The sequence below is a fragment of the Algibacter sp. genome (assembly GCF_039977455.1).
In the GTDB taxonomy this organism is placed as follows: Bacteria; Bacteroidota; Bacteroidia; order Flavobacteriales; family Flavobacteriaceae; genus Algibacter_B.
The window spans coordinates 128,542-148,014 of sequence record NZ_JBDWDG010000031.1 but is presented as its reverse complement, the minus strand read 5'-3'; the positions used below and the strand labels follow the sequence as shown (position 1 = coordinate 148,014).

Here is a 19,473-nt window from a genome sequence, read left to right as displayed (position 1 = left end):
TAAAATGTTTCACCGGGTTATTAATTTTTAAAAGTTAGGCGTTACCCTAAAAAGGGGCAGGCTTAAAGTTTAGCCTAGGTGCAGTCAAAGGACCTCAAGATTTAGTTCGTGTCTCACTTTGGGTTTTCTACTGCAATCTTTAACGCAGAGAAAGCAACTGTTTCGGTGTTTTAATAGTTTATTTACTATATGAAACGATGTTAGTTTGTATTTACGAGAATATGAAAGGTTTTGAGTTGAGAAAAACAAAAAAAGAGAACATCTTAATTTTAAGATGTTCTCTTTTTAATAAAATAATTTATTGTTACTCAATTAAGAGAACCCTGTTAAAAAAAAACAGTTGTTACTCTCCCAAAAACGGATATCTATAATCTGTTGGTGTTACAAAGGTTTCTTTTATCATTCTTGGTGATACCCAACGTAATAAGTTTTGTGCACTTCCTGCTTTATCGTTGGTTCCAGATGCTCTAGCACCACCAAAAGGTTGTTGCCCTACAACAGCGCCCGTTGGTTTATCGTTAATATAAAAGTTTCCTGCAGCGTTTTGTAAAGCTTCTGTGGCTTGTGTAACCGCATATCTGTCTTTTGATATAATAGCTCCTGTTAAGGCATATTCGCTAGTTTCATCAACAAGTTTTAAGGTTTCAGCGTAAGCATCATCTTCATAAACATAAATAGTAATTACAGGTCCAAAAAGTTCGGTACACATGGTAGTGTATTTTGGGTCTTTGGCAAGAATAACCGTAGGTTCAATAAAGTACCCTTTACTTTTGTCGTAATTACCACCTGCAATAATTTCGGCATCGGCATCCGCTTTTGCACCATCAATGTATTTTGCTAATTTATCGAAAGAACCTTCGTGAATAACAGCTGTAATAAAGTTGCTCATATCTTCTGGCGATCCCATTGTTAAAGATTTTAAATCTTCAATAACGAAGTCTTTAACAGCCTTCCATAAACTTTTTGGAATATACGCTCTTGAGGCTGCACTACATTTTTGTCCTTGAAACTCGAAAGCGCCACGAACAATAGCAGTTGCTACATGTTTTGCATTAGCCGATTTATGCGCCACAATAAAATCTTTTCCTCCAGTTTCTCCAACAATACGAGGGTAAGTTTTGTAGTTGTGTATGTTGTTGCCTATTTGTTTCCAAAGTTCTTTAAATATAAAGGTAGATCCTGTAAAGTGTAATCCTGAAAAATCAGGACTCGCCATAACGGTATTTGTTATCATAACCGGATCACCAAAAACAACGTTTATAACCCCAGGAGGTACACCAGCTTCTTCAAAAACATCCATGATTACTTTTGCCGAATATACTTGGCTATCACTAGGTTTCCAAACTACAACATTCCCCATTAAAGCCATACATGCTGGTAAATTTCCGGCAATAGCAGTAAAGTTAAATGGCGTAACAGCATAAGTGAAACCTTCTAATGGGCGGTATTCAATTCTGTTCCATGCATCGCTTGTGCTTTCTGGCTGCTCCATATATATGTCCGTCATAAACTGAACATTAAAACGTAAGAAATCGATAAGCTCGCAGGCCGCATCAATTTCAGCTTGATGTATGGTTTTCGACTGTGCAATCATAGTTGCAGCGTTTATTTTAGCGCGGTATGGTCCAGCAATTAACTCTGCAGCCTTTAAAAAGATACCTGCACGTTGCTCCCAAGGCAATTGCGACCAAGATTTTCTAGCTTCTAAAGCTGTTGAAATTGCATCGTCAATATGCTTTTGCTCCGCTAAATGGTATGTGCCTACAATATGTTTGTGGTCGTGAGGTGGCGACATGGTTCTGGTGTTTCCAGATTCTATGTTTTCACCATTAATATATAAAGGCACGTCAATTTTACTATTAAACATGGCCTGGTAAGTTTTAAGAACTGCATCACGCTCTGGTGACCCTGGAGCATAAGATTTAACAGGTTCGTTAACCGCAACCGGCACATTAAAAAAGCCTTTTCCCATAATATTTGATTTTTTGTTATTGAATTTTCAGTAAATCTGCTACAAATTTAAGAATAATTAAATGATAAATTAAAAGTAAGCCTTCTTAAATGCAAGTTAAATTTTATTTATTTTTTGTAAGTTGCCAAGGTGTTTTAAGACTACCTTTTTATATGTGTACAGTTACAATAATACCCAAAGGGAAAAATGATTTTGTGTTAACCACAAATAGGGACGAGGCGCCCAACAGAGTTTCCTTAATTCCTGATTTATATACTATTAATGATACCAAATTGTTGTTCCCAAAAGATAAAAAGGGAGGTACATGGGTTGGTGTTAGTGAAAAAAATCGTGTGGTTTGCCTACTTAATGGTGGATTTATAAAGCACGAACGCAAAACTAATTACCGAAAAAGCCGCGGTATTGTGGTAAATGATTTTATGGTTACAGAGTCCATTGTTTCAACTGTGGAGAATTACAACCTTAATAATATTGAGCCTTTTACAGTTGTTATTGCAGATTGGAATTCTAGTTTAACTTTTTACGAATTGGTTTGGGATGGTAAACACAAGCATTTTGTTAAGCTGCCTTTAGATTCTAGAATTTGGTCCTCTTCAACTTTATATAATGAAGGCATGCAAAGAGAACGCCAGCAGTGGTTCGAGAATTTTGAAGCTGTTAATGATTTGAATGCAGAGTCCTTATTAAAGTTTCATAAAATTAGGGATGAAAAAAATTTAGATTATGGCTTGGTTATGGATCGTGGTAATGTAAAAACAACAAGTATTACTCAAATAAAAAAACAAGGAGATAACGTGGTTATGCGTTATGAGAGTATTGAAGATGCTACGGTTACCTTAAAAATGTTCAATTTACCAGAAATCGTTAATGGATAATACGGGTATTATTTTAACATTAGCTTATCCGGATACTATTGTTATGGTGTCTGAAGAATGGTTTTCGCCCTTTTTAAGATTTTTAGGTGTTGGTAAAAAAGATTATTTACGCGCTGGTCATGCCGCATTGGTTTTAATTAATAGAGATACTGGGGTTTTAGAATATCATGATTTTGGACGCTATATTACTTCTGAGCCAAACGGAAGAGTAAGAGGTCGAGATACAGATCATGAATTGCACTTTCCTATTAAAGCTGTTATAGAAAACAATAAAATAACGAATTTAGAAGCTATTTTAAGGTTTTTAGGGACGAACCCAAAACTGACCCATGGTGAAGGTAAATTAGTAGCTTCGGTTTGTAGTGCTGTAAATTATAAGGAAGCGCGAAAACATATTTCTAAAATGCAAGACAAGCATTTTATAAGGTATGCGGCATTTATTAAAAATGCTTGTAATTGTGCCCGTTTTGTTACCGATGCTTTAATAGCTTCAGTAATAGATTCTAATATTAAAAAGAATCTTGAAAACTCGAAATGGTTTACCCCAAGTACGGTTGGTAATGTGTTGTTGGCCGATACAGAAAACTATAGTTACGAAGTATCTGAAACAGGACTAATTAAAAGGTTTGGGGGTTCTCAAAGAAGTGAAAATATACGTTGTTTTTTAGATAGGTTGAAAGGCCATGAAGTTAATTTAGTGGGTACGCAAAAACCAAAACCTGTTGCTGGTTTGAGTGATAATGCTCAATGGCTTTCTGGGATTGCCGCAGGTGCTTGGTTCGAGTTGCATAAAGCAGATAATAACTTGGAGTATTATTTTAAACGGATTTCACCTTACGGAAATATTGATGTGCATGATGTTTTTGTTGTTAATGATGAAGCCTTTAATTATGATCTAGAATTTGAATTTGTGCATTATTCAAATTGTAATTTTTTTCATATTAGACAGAGAGAGACCGTTTATAGATTTAATAGGAAAGTGTAAGCTTTTTTAAGAAAACATAACGGTTAATATATGTAAAATGATTGCTAATTAGTTTATAGCAAACGGAGCACTTAACTTAAATGTAGGGATGGTAACCTTAAATTTTTGAGTAGTTGTGAAATTAACCATGTTGTAATGTCCTTGCATAGCGCCAAATGGGGATGTTAGTAAGCAGCCTGAAGAATAAGTATGCGATTCCCCTGGTTTTAAGACAGGTTTTTTTCCGATAACGCCTTCGCCAGAAACAATTTCAACGTTGTTTAAAGCATCTAGAATTTCCCAATGGCGCGCATAAAGTTGCACGGAGTCCTTACTCTGGTTTTCTATGGTAATAGTATATCCAAAGGCGTATTGTATTTTATAATTTCTATAAAATGAACCTTCAAAATTTGTTTCTACCGAAATTTTTATGCCTTTTGTTACTTGTTGAACCATTGTTATGCAAAGTATTAGCGGGTGCTAAAATAATAAATATTAAGCGTTTAAAGTAAATTTTAACGAGTTTGATGTAAAAATTAGATGAAATGCAATTTTTAACATCATAATTTAATAATAAGCTAATTACTTTCAAAAATAGTAACAGCTTTTTACTTGTTTTATGCAGTTTAGTTGGTGATATTGGTTGATGAAACCTCGTTATAACCAATAATACGATCATATCTAGCGCCTAAATCTCTGTAATACACTAATACCTTATAGCTGTTTTCGGTTTGCCAAAAGTTACCGCTTATAGCACCTTCGTTTAAAGTACCGTCTTTATTTACAACAACATATTTGTAGTTGTAAAATCCCTGTTTAAGTGTCATGGTTTTTTTATAAATTTCTTTATTAACATCAAAGCTCATTTTATTGGATTCATTTAGCGCATAATTATTGTAATTGCCATAAATATAAATCTGTTCACCATTATATAATTCAGGATACTTTAATGAAAAATGCAACTGCAGGTAATCGGCCTCAATGGAGACATCATCTTTATCCAGAGCTACAATTTTAAATTTACCGTTAATGTCTGGGTTGTAAGTATATGGTAAATCTGCTCGTGAAACATCCGTAAATAAATAAGATTGATAAAGTTCTTCTAAGGCAATGGATTGTATGCGGTTTGTGGCAGCTCTAACATCTTTTGTTTCTACAAATAAATATTCGTTGCCTGCAGGAAATGCAGTTTCTTTAGTGTAGCGATATATTAAGGTGTTACCAAGAGTGTATTGGGGTTTTAGGTTTGAAATAGCTGTGTTTAAATTACTGTTTTGAATAATTAGGGCTTTTACTGTTTGCTGCGGATTGTTAACTTGAGTGCCTGCGGCAATTTCAATATCTACAGTTTGGGTCGATTCTATAGTGCTAATATCTCTAGACCTTTTAATGGCTATTCCAGGTGTAACCATGTTTTCGTAAATCATGAATTTTCTTGAAAATACCAAGTCGCCGTAAGAATCATAAATTGAAATCATGTAATTACCAGAAACTTTTAGTTGCTTTGTTTGCTCGTTAGGAATAGATAACTTGTAATGGGAGTACATTTGAAAGGTGTTAAACGAGTTGGTATAGTCCTGAATTCTAAAATTATCAAACCCAAGCATAAACTCCGATTTTATGAGAACAGAGGGTTTCCAGTTGTAATCGAAATGTTCAATTTTATAGTAAAAGTCAGGTTCGTCGTCCACTAAGGCATCAAATTCTAAATAAAAAGTGTTTCCAATTTCTATTATTGGTAGCTCGCCCAAATCGCTGCTGCTGCTTTTAAAAGTTATGGATTTTATGTGCTCTGGCGGATTGACTTCTTCTACTTGACTGTGTAAAAATCCGGTAATTATAAAACATAGAAATAGTAAAGGGATTTTGAAAGGCATTCTTCGTGTTTTTTGTAAATATAAGCAAATTTTATGCCTAAGATTAATCTTTTATTTAGAATAAATATAAATAACATTCGTAGCTTAATTTGCTTATCAAATTCGCTATTTATTCGTATTTTTGCACCGATTTTTAGACAACTAATTTCAATAAAATAAATATGTCAAACGACATTCGTATCAAAAAAGGTCTGGACATTAAACTTGTTGGTGAAGCTGAGAAAACTGTTGAACAAGCGGTTATTAGTAACTATTGCACCATAAGGCCAGAAGATTTTCACGGCGTAATACCAAAACTTGTTGCAAAAGAAGGGACTACAGTTAAGGCTGGAGGTGTCTTGTTTTTCGATAAATCTGAAGAAGCAATAAAATTTTTATCGCCAGTTTCAGGTAAAGTGGTTGAGGTGGTTCGTGGACCAAAAAGGCGTATCGATGCCATTAAAATTCAAGCCGATAAAGCGCAAGCTTTTGAAGACTTTGGAGTGTTTAACGTAGATGCCGCAAAACCAGAAGCTGTTAAAGCTCATTTACTTGCTGCTGGATGTTGGCCATTTGTAAAGCAACGACCGTATGATGTTATTGCTAATCCTGAAAAATCGCCAAAAGCGATATTTATTTCTGGGTATGCAAGTGCACCATTGGCTGCCGATTTAGACTTTACTTTACAAGGTAAAGAAGCTGAATTGCAAGCTGCTGTTTCTGCTTTAGGGAAATTAACCGAAGGTAAAGTACACGTTTCTGTTGGTAAGAATGGAAATTCTCCACTAGCTGGTTTAAGCGGGGTTACAATACATAAGGTTTCTGGACCACACCCATCGGGTAATGTTGGTACTCAAATTAATAAAATTGATCCTGTTAATAAAGGTGAAGTCGTTTGGACGGTTACTCCGCAAGATTTAGTTATTATAGGTGAGTTACTTTTAACGGGAAAATTTAATGCCGAGCGTATAGTTGCTTTAGTAGGATCTTCGGTTGAAAAGCCAAGGTATTTTAAAACACTAGCAGGTAGCGAAATAGCAACTTTAGTTTACGATAAAGGTGTAGCTAAAGGTGGTAACGATCGTATTATTTCTGGTAATGTATTATCTGGAAAACAAATTAGACCTGATGGAAGTTTAGATTATTACAGCAATGTGGTTTCCGTAATTCCTGAAGGTGATGACTATGAGTTGTTCGGATGGAATAAACCAGTATTCAATAAAGTGTCTACCTCTAGAGCGTTAACTTTTTCTTGGTTAAACCCTAAGAAAAAGTACGACTTAAATACCAATACAAATGGTGAGCATAGAGCTTTTGTAACTACAGGGACTTATGAAGAGGTTTTTCCATTGGATATCTTTCCTATGCAAATCTTAAAGGCTTGTATGTACAAAGATTTAGATGAAATGGAAGCCTTAGGGATGTACGAAGTTGCGCCTGAGGATTTTGCTTTAACTGAGTTTGTATGTGTGTCTAAACAACCACATCAAAAAATAATACGAGAAGGTTTAGACTTAATGATTAAAGAGATAGGGTAATGAGTTTAAAAAATAAATTACACATATTAAAAAGAAAGTATAGAAGTAAAAAAATGGCTCCTGCCTTTAATGCACTTCATACGTTTCTATACTTGCCAAACGAGACCACACATAATGGTACTCATATTAAGGCAGCCGACGATTTAAAACGTACCATGAATACGGTAATTATGGCTATGGTGCCATGTTTATTATTTGGTATGTTTAATGCAGGGTATCAACATCACTTAGCTTTGGGCGAAATTCAATCTGTAACAGGAGGGTTTTTTAGTGCGGAGTTTTGGACACTAGATAATTTTATGGTTGGCTTCTGGAAAATTATTCCATTAGTAATTGTATCATATGGTGTTGGATTGTTAATTGAGTTCATTTTCGCTATTATTAATAAACACGAAGTAGAAGAAGGGTATTTAGTAACAGGGATGTTAGTGCCTCTTATTGTACCAATAGATATTCCATTATGGATGTTAGCTGTTGCAGTTGTATTTGGTGTGGTTATAGGAAAAGAAGTATTTGGAGGAACAGGAATGAATATTCTAAACCCAGCTTTAACTATTAGAGCCTTTTTATTCTTTGCTTATCCAACTTGGATGAGTGGTGATAAAGTTTGGGTTCATGGTGCTGTTGAAAGAGATCAAGCTATTGCCGCTGGCCAAAATTTAGATGCCATTTCTGGAGAAACTATTTTGGGGGTTTTAGCTCAAGGTAAAGAAGTTGCTTATTCCGCTGCTGATATGTTCTTAGGGTTTATTCCTGGTTCGGTAGGTGAAACATCTACATTACTTATTATACTTGGTGGTTTGTTTTTAGTGTTTTCTAAAATAGGAAGCTGGAGAATTATGTTATCATCTGTTATTGGTGCTATTGTAATGGGATTAATCTTCAATCAAGTTGTAGCTTCAGGATGGATAACAGAAAGTAGTAATTTCTACGGGTTAATGAGTGCTCCTTTTTGGGAACACTTACTAATTGGTGGTTTTGCTTTTGGTACCGTTTTTATGGCTACTGATCCCGTAACGGCTTCGCAAACTAACAAAGGAAAATGGATTTACGGTTTCTTGGTAGGATTTATTTCTATTATGATTCGTGTATTCAATCCGGCGTACCCAGAAGGTGTTATGTTAGCCATTCTATTAATGAATGTATTTGCACCTACTATCGATCACTATGTGGTACAAGGTAACGTGAAGAAAAGAATGAAACGTGTAAAAGTTAAAACAGCATAATTATGGCAGTTAATACAGATAAAAACTCATATACTATAATCTTTGCTGTGGCAATGGTGTTAGTTGTAGGTTCATTATTAGCGTTTACGGCATCATCGTTAAGACCTAATATTGACGAGAATAAAAGAATGGAAAAGCAACAGAATATTCTGTATGCTATGGGCGTAAATGAAAATGAAGGCACTGGCGATATCGCTTTTGTTGGAACAGATAAAGTAGCAGACGAATTTGCTAAATACATCAAAAAACAATTAGTAATTGAAAATGGTGTTGCTACAGAAGATGATAAAGCGTATTTAATTGATATTAAAAAGGAACAAGCAAAAGGAAAAAATGGCGGCACAAGACGTTTACCTTTATTTGTTGGTGAAAAGGATGGTAAAACATTTTACATAGCACCAATACGAGGTAAAGGACTTTGGGATGCTATTTGGGGGTATGTAGCTCTCGATAAAAATATGGTTGTTCTAGGTGCTTTTTTCGACCACGCAGGTGAAACTCCTGGTTTAGGCGCAAACATTAAGCAACGTTATTTTATGGACGATTTTAATGGAGAACATTTATTAACCGATGCAGGGGTATTTAAAGGAATCGCTGTTGCAAAGGGTAATAACGATCCTAAAAATGAAATAAAAGACGATTATGAAGTTGATGCCTTAGCTGGTGCAACTATTACGGGTGATGGTGTTTCTGCCATGATCAAGAAAGATTTAAAATTGTATTTACCTTACTTTAAAACTTTAAAATAATATGGGACTACTTTCAAAAAAAGATGCGAAGTTAATTACAGACCCGTTAGCAGATAACAACCCAATTACTATTCAAGTATTAGGTATTTGTTCTGCATTAGCAATTACGGCAGAGCTTAAAGCATCTCTTGTAATGGGAATTGCTGTGTTATTTGTATTAAGTGTAGGTAATGTTGTAATTTCTTTAATGAGAAATATCATTCCATCAAAAATTAGAATTATTGTTCAACTTATCGTAGTAGCGGCTTTAGTAATTGTAGTAGATCAGGTACTAAAAGCGTTTGCTTACGAATTGAGTAAAACGTTATCCGTATTTGTTGGATTAATTATTACGAACTGTATTATTATGGGACGTTTTGAGGCGTTTGCTTTAGCTAATGGTCCTTGGAAATCCTTTTTAGATGGTATTGGAAACGCTTTAGGATATGCAGTTATTCTTATAATTGTTGGTTTCTTTAGAGAGTTATTAGGTTCAGGAACCTTATTTGGTATTCCTGTACTTGGTGATCCAATCGAGAAAACAGGAGTATACGCTATTGGTTACGAAAACAACGGATTTATGTTAATGCCTCCTATGGCTTTAATAGTAGTAGGGTTAATTATCTGGGTTCAACGTAGTAAAAACAAAGCATTAATAGAAGACTAAATATTGACTTGTTATTCTAAACTTGATTTAGAATGTCATCAAAATAAAGAATATGGAACATATAGAATTATTTTTTAAATCGATTTTTATAGATAACATGGTATTTGCAGTATTCCTTGGGATGTGCTCTTACTTAGCAGTATCTAAAAAAGTTGCAACTGCCGTTGGTTTAGGAGCAGCAGTTATTTTTGTATTGGCAATTACAGTACCTTTAAACTGGTTGCTAGATCAGTATTTATTACAACCAGGTGCTTTAAAATGGTTAGGTGAAGAATATGTAGATTACGATTTAAGTTTTCTTTCTTTCATCATGTTTATTGCCACTATTGCCACTATGGTACAATTAGTAGAAATTGTGGTAGAGAAGTTTTCTCCTTCATTATATAACTCTTTAGGTATATTTTTACCCCTTATTGCAGTAAACTGTGCTATTTTAGGTGGATCTTTATTTATGCAATCTCGCGAAATTGAATCTTTAGGTTTAGCATTTAATTATGGAGTTTCTTCAGGAATAGGTTGGTTTTTAGCTATTTTGGCAATTGCTGCTATTCGTGAAAAAATTAGATATAGTAATGTACCAGCACCTTTAAGAGGATTAGGAATTACCTTTATCATTACAGGTTTAATGGGTATAGGGTTTTTAAGTTTTGGTGGTATGTTAACAGGAGGTGATGAAGAAGAAAAGACAGCAACAGAAACAGCTAATCAAATTGACGAATTACAAACTGAAAAAGCTAAGGAATTAGCTGATAATACTAAAATAGTAAAGTAATATGATTTTAGCAGCAGGAACAACAGGAACAATTATAGTAACAGTTGCAGCGTTTTTGGTAATTACGTTGATACTTGTTAGTTTGTTACTTTTTGTAAAACAAAAGTTATCGCCATCAGGACCAGTAAAAATTACTATTAATGGCGAGAGAGAAATAGAAGTGGCTTCTGGTGGTAGTTTACTATCAACTTTAGGTGCACAAAAAATATTCTTACCATCTGCTTGTGGTGGTGGTGGAACATGTATTCAATGTGAATGTCATGTGTTATCTGGTGGAGGTGAAGCTTTACCAACTGAAACACCTCACTTTTCAAGAAAAGAATTGGAACACGGAGCGCGTTTATCATGTCAGGTTAAAGTAAAACAAGACATGGATATTACTATCCCTGAAGAAGTATTTGGTATTAAAAAATGGGAAGCAACCGTAGTACGTAATTATAATGTAGCTTCTTTTATTAAAGAGTTTGTAGTTGAAATCCCTGAGGATATGGGTTACAAAGCAGGTGGATATATTCAAATTGAAATACCACCATGTGAAGTTAAATATTCGGATATGGATATTACGGCACACCCAGAAGAACATGATACACCAGATAAATTTCAAACAGAATGGGATAAATTTGGTTTATGGCCATTAGTTATGAAAAACACCGAAACGGTTGAAAGAGCTTACTCAATGGCTTCTTATCCAGCTGAAGGGCGTGAAATCATGCTTAACGTACGTGTGGCTTGTCCGCCGTGGGATCGTGCTAAAAATGGATGGATGGATGTTAACCCAGGTGTAGCATCGTCTTATATTTTTAACCAAAAACCAGGAGATAAAGTAACTATTTCAGGACCTTATGGTGAATTTTTCATTAATGAGTCTGATAGCGAAATGCTTTATGTTGGTGGTGGAGCTGGTATGGCGCCAATGCGTTCGCACTTATATCACCTTTTCAAAACCTTAAAAACAGGAAGAAAAGTGACGTATTGGTATGGTGGTCGTTCTAAACGTGAATTATTTTACTTAGATCATTTTGAACAATTAGAAAAAGAGTTTCCTAATTTTAAATTCTATTTAGCGTTATCTGAACCTATGGAAGAAGATAATTGGAAAGTAAAAGAAGATATAGATGCTCCAGGAGATGGTTTTGTAGGTTTTATTCACAATTGTGTTATAGATAACTATTTAAGCAAACACGAATCGCCAGAAGATATTGAATTGTATTTCTGTGGACCTCCTTTAATGAATAAAGCTGTTCAAAAAATGGGTGAGGATTTTGGAATTCCTGATGAGCATATCAGATTTGATGACTTTGGAGGATAGACTAAAGTAATTATTGAGCAAATTGGAAAACAAAATTTGTTATAATAACCCAATATCAATATAAATAAAAAACCAACACATTATGTGTTGGTTTTTTTTATGATATCAATCTAGTATTAAAGATGTTAAATTAATGAATAATTAGGTTATCATTTTTAAACTCAAATAGTTTAGTATAATCCATAACATTATCGACTTGATCTAGTTTACACAAATAAGTTATTACGGCAGAAAGGCCATTAAATAAAACCTCCTTATCAGTTGGGTTTTTTGGCTTTTTATTTTTGTAATGAAGCGGTAATTGATAACCACAAGCCCTTAAAAAAACATGTTCTATATTTAGTATTTCTAAAGGTGTATAACCATTAAATCTGCGGCCTAAGGTTTGATGTACGTTGCCAATATAGTTAAGTTTTAAAGCACCGTGATTATCGCTTAAATGTTTCCAGAAATCCATATTATTTAGAATATTTCCAACGGCACACTGCTTGCAACATTCTGGGTTTAAAGTATTATTATGAAATGCCTTATATAGTTTTTTTAAAGCGGATTCTAAACGCGGTGTAGTTCTCATATCACGAATTTTACTTCAAGTTACTAAAAATAAAGTATTTATATGCGTCGTGTTTTATGTTTTTCGTGTTTATAAATGTAATATATGGTTAATTGGGTAAGATTATTATGAGTTTATATTGAAATTTATTATCGTTTTAACTTTAGTAATATGGTTTTAGCAGGTTCAGTATTACTTATAGTTAAGTTTTTTTTAGCCAAATCAAGATTGCTTTCTTTTAAATAGGCTAAACCTAAATATAAGTAGGCATCGTCTAAAAAAATAAAATTATCATCAGCTTCAACGCTATGTTCTAGATAAGGTATGGCTTCAATTATCTTTTTATTCGCTAAATAAGCAACTCCTATATAATAATTTAAAGTGTCGTTTTCAGGATTTCGCTGTTGTAAAGTACTCCATTTTTTAATGGCCAAATCATATTCACCATTATTGTAATTTGTCATGCCATCATAAAATTTAAGATTTTTAGAATTACTTGCGGTTGTTGGTAATCCGGGGTCAGGTTTAAAATGGGTAACATAAAGTTTTTCATTTTCAGGTGTGCTAAAAAACCAAATACCACCTACGGCTATTATGGTTGCTACTACTGCAGTTATTATTTTAACAATTAAAAACCTAACTTTAGGCTTAGGTTGTTTTTTAACGGTAGGATTAAGGGGTTCTCCATTTATACCTTCAATCTGTTTTTTTAAGGATTGGTTTTTATCGCCTTTAAGCACCGTTTTAAAATCCTCAACTTGTTGTTTAAACTCTGGGTCTAATTCAATAAGTTGGTTAAAATCCTTTAATTCTTGAGTAGATAAAGATCCATTTATATAACGTTCTATTATTTCTAGTAACTCTTGCGATATGGTGCTATTATCTTTCAAATTATATTTATATAATGACTTTTATTATGGTGGATTTTTTTTCTGTTTATCGCTGTTTGTTAATACTAGATTTGTTTTCTTTAATTTCTAACAAGACTATCATCCCTATTATAAATTTTTGAAAATGTAAGGTCCTGAATAATCTTTTTCATGGATATCTTAAGTTTTAAGACGAAGCCAATACTATAATTTCTGATTATTACTTTGGAAATCTATATTACTATTGTTTTGGATTATTTAAATCTTATAGATTATATAATTTAAAGACCTGGCAGTTGAATAATTAGTGAGTATTGATTTTCTCATTATTCGATTTTGTAAGAAATATACAACTATTTCGTTTTATTTCAAATTCTAAACTATTAAAGGACTAATATTTCGTTTATATACTTCATGGTCTATTTTTTTAAAGGGTTTAAATCAATTAATTGTGTTTTAAATAATTAATTTATAGATTGTTATGTCGTATAAGGCTAGATTTTTGTCATAATTAACCTGTAGGGGATTATAAATGGTTACCCTTGTATTCGAAAATAAGTATGAAAAATGTGTACACTAAAAAAGACGGGAAATAAGGTTAATTTATTTATTGATTTTTCGTAGGTTTATGTTTTAACTGGCGAGAAACAATTTAAAAATGATACAACCACTCAAAACAATTATATTATTTTTGTAACATGAGCAAACCATTAACAGAGCAAGAACTCCACAACCTCGCCATGAATCATGTTGGTAAAGATTTAGAGCAGCGTGGTTTCGAGTTTATAGCAATAAATAGCAAGCTTAAAAAGCATCCGCAATTTGTATGTATGGATAAAAACAAACAGTATTTTTTTGTAATTGTTCGTGCTGTAATTTTGCCTGAAAACCCTAATAATTACGATGTAGTTTGGATGGAATCGTTTAAAAAACATGCTAGAGAAAAAGACGCCAAGGTGTTATATGCTGGCGTAGGAATTGGTAATCCTGAAGGAGAAAAACAACCTATTTATTTAAATCAAGATTATTTATTAGAATACAATGGTATTCAGGTTTTAGAAACCAATTTAAATTAGAAATCCACTTTATTTTTTATGAATAAAATACTAGTTATAGCAGTAATTAGCCTTTTTCTTTCTTGCCAAAATGAGCGTTATAATACTAAACTAACTGGATCTGTATTTGGAACCAGTTATTCAGTTGTTTATAATTCAAACGAAATTTATAAAAGCCAATTAGATAGTTTGTTTGCAATAATCAATAAATCATTATCAACCTATCAAACGGATTCAGATATATCTAAATTAAATAGAAATGAAGCATTTGAAGTGGACAATCATTTTATGAAGGTTTATGATGCTTCAAAAGAAATTTTTGGTAAAACAGAAGGCGCCTTTGATCCTACAATAGGCAATGTCGTTAATGCATGGAAATTTGGTTCGGAAAATATTATAGAACATATTGATAGTTTAAAAATAGATAGTTTAATGCAATATGTTGGTTTCGATAAAACATATAGGTATGAAAATACGATAAGAAAATTTCATCCGAATGTGTATTTAGAGTTCAATGCTATTGCTAAAGGTTATGCAGTAGATGTAGTTAGTGATTTTCTTGAATCTAAAAACATTGAAAATTATTTAGTTGAAATAGGAGGAGAATTACGTGCCAAAGGATTAAATACGGATAAACAAAAAGCTTGGAAAGTAGGGGTTGAGGAGCCAAATTTTGAAGGTGAACAAGTTATACTAAGGGCTATTGACTTAAAAGATGAAGCTATGGCAACTTCGGGTACATATAGAAAGTATAAAGTCGATGAAGCAGGTAATAGATATGCTCATATTATCGATACCGAAACCGGCTACCCAAGTAAAACCAATTTGCTTAGTATATCAGTAATTGCTAAAAGTTGCATGATTGCAGATGCTTATGCTACAGCTTTTAAATCTATGGGCATAGATAGAGTTAAAAGTTTTTTACAAAAACACCCAGAGCTTAAAGTGTTTTTAATTTTTGAAAATGATAATAATAGCTTAGAAACATTATCCCTTAATGGATATCCAGAATAAATTTTGATTGTTAAATCAAATTAATAAATATTAAACCCCAACCAGCTACTAACAATAAACCGCCAATAGGTGTTATTGGGCCTAAAAACCTAAGCTTTTTCCCTGTAGCGTCCGATAAAATTAAGCCGTAAATACTAAAAGAGAAAAGGGATATACCTAAAGTAAAACAGACATATATGGTATTAGTTATATATTCAGGATTTAGTCCTAAAACTAATAAGACTAAAGCATGATACATCTGATATTTAACACCAACTTCAAAGCTTTGTAATTGTTCGTTCGATAAAACTTTCTTTAAGGTGTGAGCGCCAAAGGCACCAAAAACTACAGATAACATTCCAAAAATGGCGGCCGTTGCAATAATAATATGTTGTGTCATTAAAACCGATTTAAACAGTGTTTTATTTATAAACTACAGGAATTAGTTCTCCCTTGGCTAAGCAATGTTTTTCTATCTCTTCTGCGGAAAGGGAAGCCGTATAGTCAACTTCTTCAACTTTAAAACCTATGCTACGCAGCTTATCGAAATAATCAAGGCCGTAAACACGTACATGGTCGTACTGACCAAATATTTTTGCACGTTCTTTTTTATCGGTTATCGAGTTATCCTCATACGTAGATGTCCGATTTAAGTCTTGTGGAATTTGAAAAATACCATAGCCACCTGGTTTCATAACCCTAAAAAGTTCTTGCATTGCTTTGTTGTCATCTGGAATATGCTCTAAAACATGATTGCATAATATAATATCATAACTGTTATCTTCAAAAGGAAGATTACAAATATCTGCTTTTACATCGGCTATAGGCGAAAGTAAATCTGTAGTGGTATAATCTAGATTGTTAAGAGATCTAAAACGTTTTAAAAAACATTGTTCCGGTGCAAAATGAAGTACCCTTTTTCTAGCGGAAAAAAAATCAGTTTCGTGTTTTAAGTATAACCATAACAAGCGATGACGTTCTAAACTTAGGGTAGATGGCGATAAAACATTATTTCGTTGATTACCGTAACCATAAGGTAAAAAGGTTTTAAAACTTTTTCCATCAATAGGATCGGTAAATTTGCTACCTTTTAAAATTAACGCGAGTAAAGGTCGAATAATATAACTCAGTCTAATTAATAAAGGCCTTGGAATAATATTTAGAATTAATTTGAAGAGTTTCTTCATAAGAAACTTAAAGCACTAAAGCCTGTTGTCTAAATTCATCCTCCTCGTTAGATGTTACACCTAGTGCATCATAAATATATGCAAACGTTGAAAGTAACTCGGGTTTACCATCAACCAAAGCAACATCATGCTCAAAATGAGCAGAAGGTTTATTGTCTTGAGTTGTAATGGTCCATCCATCTCTATGTTGTTTTATGCGATGTGTTCCCATGTTTATCATAGGTTCAATGGCAACTACCATACCTTCTACGAATTTTTTACCTCTACCACGTTTACCATAGTTTGGCATTTCTGGGTCTTCATGCATTTTAGCTCCTAATCCATGCCCAACTAATTCTCTAACAACACCGTAACCATGATCTTCACAATATTTTTGAATGGCATATCCAACATCGCCAACACGATTGTTTGCTTTAAATTCTTTAATACCTACGTACAAAGATTCTTTAGTAACCTGAAGTAGTTTTTCGGTTTCAGCATCAATCTCGCCAACAGCAAAGGTATACGCATGATCGCCGTAAAAGTCATTTTTTAGAGCACCACAATCAATAGATATGATATCGCCTTCAACCAATGGCGTTGCATTAGGAATACCATGTACTACTTGCTGGTTGGGACTCATACATAGGGTGTTAGGGAAATCGTATAACCCTAAAAAACCAGGAATAGCACCATGGTCTCGAACGCAAGTTTCGGCAAGTTTATCTAATTCTAGTGTAGTAACACCGGGCTTAATAGCTTTAGCTAATTCGCCTAAGGTTTTAGACACAATTAAAGCACTTTCGCGCATTAATTCAATTTCTTCTCTGGTTTTAACAATAATCATATATACTAATTATAAGGGTGCAAAGATACTTAAAATGATATTACCTAAATAAGCCAAAAAATCCTTTCTTCTTTTCAGGAATAGGAGGGGCAGAGTTTGTTAAAGTTTGATAAACTTCTCCCCAACCAGGGAAGCCACCTATATTTCTATCATCAATAAATAAATCGGCATTAATTTTTCTGCTAAGGTCTTCGGTATATTCTTCTTCGGCAAAGCTTTTGTTTACAGCATAAAAACGAATTCCATTATCCTCACAAAACTTAACAGCTTCATCAAGTTTATGGCCAGACCTATAGGTCCATAAAATTAAGCGATGTCCATCCTCTTGCAATTTTTTTAAAGTTGCAAAAGCAAATAGCATGGGCTTGCCAATTTTGGGATAAGCATCTTCAACTATTGTTCCGTCAAAGTCGACCGCAATAATAAGTTTTTGGTTAAAATTCATTTATTCAAGTAAATTTATTGGCTTTATTATATCAACGCATGCTGAGTCATTGCAGGAGGTTGTTCAACGTTCATTAATTTTAATATAGTTGGAGCCATATCACCTAAAACACCATCTTTAATCTCGGTAAGTTCATTATCAATTAAAATAACAGGAACTGGATTTGTGGTGTGCGCTGTATTAGGAGTTCCATCAGGATTTATCATAGTTTCACAATTTCCATGATCTGCGATTAGAAGTGTGGTGTAACCGTTTTCTAAACCAGTTGTAACAACCTCTTTAACACAAGCATCGACTGCCTCACAAGCTTTTATTGCTGCTTCCATAACACCAGTATGTCCTACCATGTCTCCATTTGCAAAATTTAAGCAAACAAAATCAACATCTCCTTTTTTAAGTTCAGGAACAAGTGCATCTTTTAATTCGTAAGCACTCATTTCTGGTTTTAAATCGTAAGTCGCTACTTTTGGTGAGTTTTTAAGAATACGAGATTCTCCCTCAAAAGGTGTTTCTTGTCCACCAGAAAAGAAAAACGTAACATGCGGATATTTTTCAGTCTCAGCAATTCTTATTTGCTTTTTTCCTGCTTTTGAAAGAACTTCACCAAGTGTTTCTGTAATATTATCTTTATTAAAAATGACTTTAATGCCGTTAAAAGCATCGCTATAATTTGTAATGGTTACATAGTATAAGTCAATTTTTTTGGTATTATATTCCGGAAAATCTTTTTGATTTAGCATTTCGGTTAATTCACGACCTCTATCCGTTCTAAAGTTAAAAAAGATTACTACATCATCCTTCTCTACTTTAGCAACAGCTTCATTATTACTATCTGTAAAGATTAGTGGTTTTATAAATTCATCGGTGATATCTTTATCATAATTAGCTTGGATATCTTGTGTAGGGTTTGATGTTTTTGTTCCAACTCCATTTGCTATAGCATCATAGGCTAATTGTACACGTTCCCATCTATTGTCTCTATCCATGGCGTAATAACGCCCAGTAATAGTTGCTATTTTTGTATTTGTACCTTCAATATAGTTTTCTAAGTCTTTAACATAACTTTTACCAGATTTAGGATCTACATCTCTTCCATCAGTAAAGGCATGTACAAATGAATTTACGCCTGCTTTATTTGCTGCGTCTATAAATCCTTTTAAGTGATTAGTATGTGCGTGAACACCTCCATTACTTAACAGACCTAGAAAGTGAACATTTTTGTTGTTATCTGTGGCATATTTTAAGGCGTCAACTAAAACCTTTTCATCCTTTAATGTATCCTTTTCTATAGCTAAATTAATTTTTGCTAAATCTTGATATACAATTCTACCAGCTCCTAAATTCATGTGTCCAACTTCACTATTACCCATTTGTCCTTCGGGTAATCCAACATGTAAACCATCTGTACGAAGGGTTGCATAAGGGTACTTAGTATATAAAGAATCTATAAATGGTGTGTTGGCATGATCGATAGCTGAAACTTTTGGGTCTGGAGAGTTTCCCCAACCGTCAAGAATCATTAATATAACTTTTTTGTTCATCTTTTTTCTTAAAATTTTAAAACTAGACAAAGATAACAAACTTACTATTAAATGAAACTAAAGTGTTCTTGAAAAGCCTTATTTATTAAGCATTTGT

The 19,473-nt window shown here is 33.4% G+C and carries 20 protein-coding genes; 10 read left to right on the top strand and 10 right to left on the bottom strand.

All coding sequences use genetic code 11. The features are described from left to right. Window positions 1-343 precede the first annotated feature (343 nt). Window positions 344-1,972, bottom strand: a complete 1,629-nt coding sequence (gene pruA / locus ABJM36_RS15530; RefSeq protein WP_348452406.1) for an L-glutamate gamma-semialdehyde dehydrogenase — start codon at window positions 1,970-1,972, stop codon at window positions 344-346. An 89-nt stretch (window positions 1,973-2,061) separates the two neighbouring features. Between pruA and ABJM36_RS15525 the strand changes: the two genes are divergently transcribed. Both ABJM36_RS15525 and ABJM36_RS15520 read left to right on the top strand, forming a co-directional pair. Further along, the gene (locus ABJM36_RS15525; protein WP_348452404.1) at window positions 2,062-2,847 is read left to right on the top strand and encodes an NRDE family protein; all 786 of its coding nucleotides are present in this window, start codon (window positions 2,062-2,064) and stop codon (window positions 2,845-2,847) included. Further along, window positions 2,840-3,832: a DUF6695 family protein gene (locus tag ABJM36_RS15520; protein ID WP_348452403.1), complete on the top strand. Its 993-nt coding sequence runs from the start codon at window positions 2,840-2,842 to the stop codon at window positions 3,830-3,832. The genes ABJM36_RS15525 and ABJM36_RS15520 overlap by 8 nt, the downstream gene beginning before the upstream one ends. A 48-nt stretch (window positions 3,833-3,880) precedes the next feature. On the opposite strand, the gene apaG is transcribed toward ABJM36_RS15520, so the two are convergent. After that, window positions 3,881-4,267 (bottom strand): Co2+/Mg2+ efflux protein ApaG, encoded by a 387-nt coding sequence (gene apaG, locus ABJM36_RS15515; protein ID WP_348452401.1) that lies wholly within the window; start codon window positions 4,265-4,267, stop codon window positions 3,881-3,883. Window positions 4,268-4,437: 170 nt separating this feature from the next. Next, the gene (locus ABJM36_RS15510) at window positions 4,438-5,688 is read right to left on the bottom strand and encodes a DUF5103 domain-containing protein (RefSeq protein WP_348452400.1); all 1,251 of its coding nucleotides are present in this window, start codon (window positions 5,686-5,688) and stop codon (window positions 4,438-4,440) included. Window positions 5,689-5,849: 161 nt separating this feature from the next. On the opposite strand from ABJM36_RS15510, the gene ABJM36_RS15505 reads away from it, so the two are divergent. Genes ABJM36_RS15505 through nqrF form a run of 6 tightly spaced genes read left to right on the top strand, consistent with a single transcriptional unit; the run spans window position 5,850 to window position 11,907 of the window. Continuing rightward, window positions 5,850-7,205 carry a Na(+)-translocating NADH-quinone reductase subunit A gene (locus tag ABJM36_RS15505; protein ID WP_348452399.1) on the top strand — a complete coding sequence of 452 codons (1,356 nt, stop codon included), beginning with the start codon at window positions 5,850-5,852 and terminating at the stop codon, window positions 7,203-7,205. Continuing rightward, window positions 7,205-8,431 (top strand): NADH:ubiquinone reductase (Na(+)-transporting) subunit B, encoded by a 1,227-nt coding sequence (locus ABJM36_RS15500; RefSeq protein WP_348452398.1) that lies wholly within the window; start codon window positions 7,205-7,207, stop codon window positions 8,429-8,431. Before ABJM36_RS15505 ends, ABJM36_RS15500 begins: the two co-directional genes overlap by 1 nt. A 2-nt stretch (window positions 8,432-8,433) precedes the next feature. Next, window positions 8,434-9,180 (top strand): Na(+)-translocating NADH-quinone reductase subunit C, encoded by a 747-nt coding sequence (locus tag ABJM36_RS15495; protein WP_348452397.1) that lies wholly within the window; start codon window positions 8,434-8,436, stop codon window positions 9,178-9,180. A 1-nt stretch (window position 9,181) separates the two neighbouring features. After that, window positions 9,182-9,826, top strand: coding sequence for an NADH:ubiquinone reductase (Na(+)-transporting) subunit D (locus ABJM36_RS15490; RefSeq protein WP_092851428.1), 645 nt, complete (start codon window positions 9,182-9,184; stop codon window positions 9,824-9,826). A 52-nt stretch (window positions 9,827-9,878) separates the two neighbouring features. Continuing rightward, window positions 9,879-10,598, top strand: coding sequence for an NADH:ubiquinone reductase (Na(+)-transporting) subunit E (nqrE, locus tag ABJM36_RS15485; protein WP_348452396.1), 720 nt, complete (start codon window positions 9,879-9,881; stop codon window positions 10,596-10,598). Between the two features lies 1 nt (window position 10,599). Next, window positions 10,600-11,907, top strand: coding sequence for an NADH:ubiquinone reductase (Na(+)-transporting) subunit F (gene nqrF, locus ABJM36_RS15480; protein WP_348452395.1), 1,308 nt, complete (start codon window positions 10,600-10,602; stop codon window positions 11,905-11,907). A 130-nt stretch (window positions 11,908-12,037) separates the two neighbouring features. Here the strand turns inward: nqrF and ABJM36_RS15475 are convergent, their stop codons facing one another. Together ABJM36_RS15475 and ABJM36_RS15470 are read right to left on the bottom strand one after the other, a co-directional pair. Continuing rightward, the gene (locus ABJM36_RS15475; protein WP_348452394.1) at window positions 12,038-12,481 is read right to left on the bottom strand and encodes a Na(+)-translocating NADH-quinone reductase subunit F; all 444 of its coding nucleotides are present in this window, start codon (window positions 12,479-12,481) and stop codon (window positions 12,038-12,040) included. 128 nt (window positions 12,482-12,609) lie between these two features. After that, window positions 12,610-13,350: a hypothetical protein gene (locus ABJM36_RS15470; protein WP_348452393.1), complete on the bottom strand. Its 741-nt coding sequence runs from the start codon at window positions 13,348-13,350 to the stop codon at window positions 12,610-12,612. A 677-nt stretch (window positions 13,351-14,027) separates the two neighbouring features. Between ABJM36_RS15470 and ABJM36_RS15465 the strand changes: the two genes are divergently transcribed. Both ABJM36_RS15465 and ABJM36_RS15460 read left to right on the top strand, forming a co-directional pair. Next, window positions 14,028-14,405, top strand: coding sequence for a Na(+)-translocating NADH-quinone reductase subunit F (locus tag ABJM36_RS15465; RefSeq protein WP_348452392.1), 378 nt, complete (start codon window positions 14,028-14,030; stop codon window positions 14,403-14,405). 18 nt (window positions 14,406-14,423) lie between these two features. Continuing rightward, window positions 14,424-15,398, top strand: a complete 975-nt coding sequence (locus ABJM36_RS15460; protein ID WP_348452391.1) for an FAD:protein FMN transferase — start codon at window positions 14,424-14,426, stop codon at window positions 15,396-15,398. Window positions 15,399-15,408: 10 nt separating this feature from the next. Here the strand turns inward: ABJM36_RS15460 and ABJM36_RS15455 are convergent, their stop codons facing one another. From ABJM36_RS15455 to gpmI, 5 genes are read right to left on the bottom strand one after another with little or no spacing between them, the layout of a single operon-like run. Continuing rightward, complete coding sequence (locus tag ABJM36_RS15455; RefSeq protein WP_348452390.1) at window positions 15,409-15,777, bottom strand: DUF423 domain-containing protein; 369 nt, start codon at window positions 15,775-15,777, stop codon at window positions 15,409-15,411. Between the two features lie 22 nt (window positions 15,778-15,799). Beyond that, entirely contained in the window at window positions 15,800-16,564 is a 765-nt protein-coding gene (locus ABJM36_RS15450) for a methyltransferase domain-containing protein (RefSeq protein WP_348452389.1), read from the bottom strand. 7 nt (window positions 16,565-16,571) lie between these two features. Next, window positions 16,572-17,390 (bottom strand): type I methionyl aminopeptidase, encoded by an 819-nt coding sequence (gene map, locus ABJM36_RS15445; protein ID WP_348452388.1) that lies wholly within the window; start codon window positions 17,388-17,390, stop codon window positions 16,572-16,574. 40 nt (window positions 17,391-17,430) lie between these two features. Continuing rightward, window positions 17,431-17,835, bottom strand: coding sequence for a hydrolase (locus tag ABJM36_RS15440; protein ID WP_348452387.1), 405 nt, complete (start codon window positions 17,833-17,835; stop codon window positions 17,431-17,433). 26 nt (window positions 17,836-17,861) lie between these two features. Beyond that, window positions 17,862-19,376, bottom strand: coding sequence for a 2,3-bisphosphoglycerate-independent phosphoglycerate mutase (gpmI, locus tag ABJM36_RS15435; RefSeq protein ID WP_348452386.1), 1,515 nt, complete (start codon window positions 19,374-19,376; stop codon window positions 17,862-17,864). Window positions 19,377-19,473 lie beyond the last annotated feature (97 nt).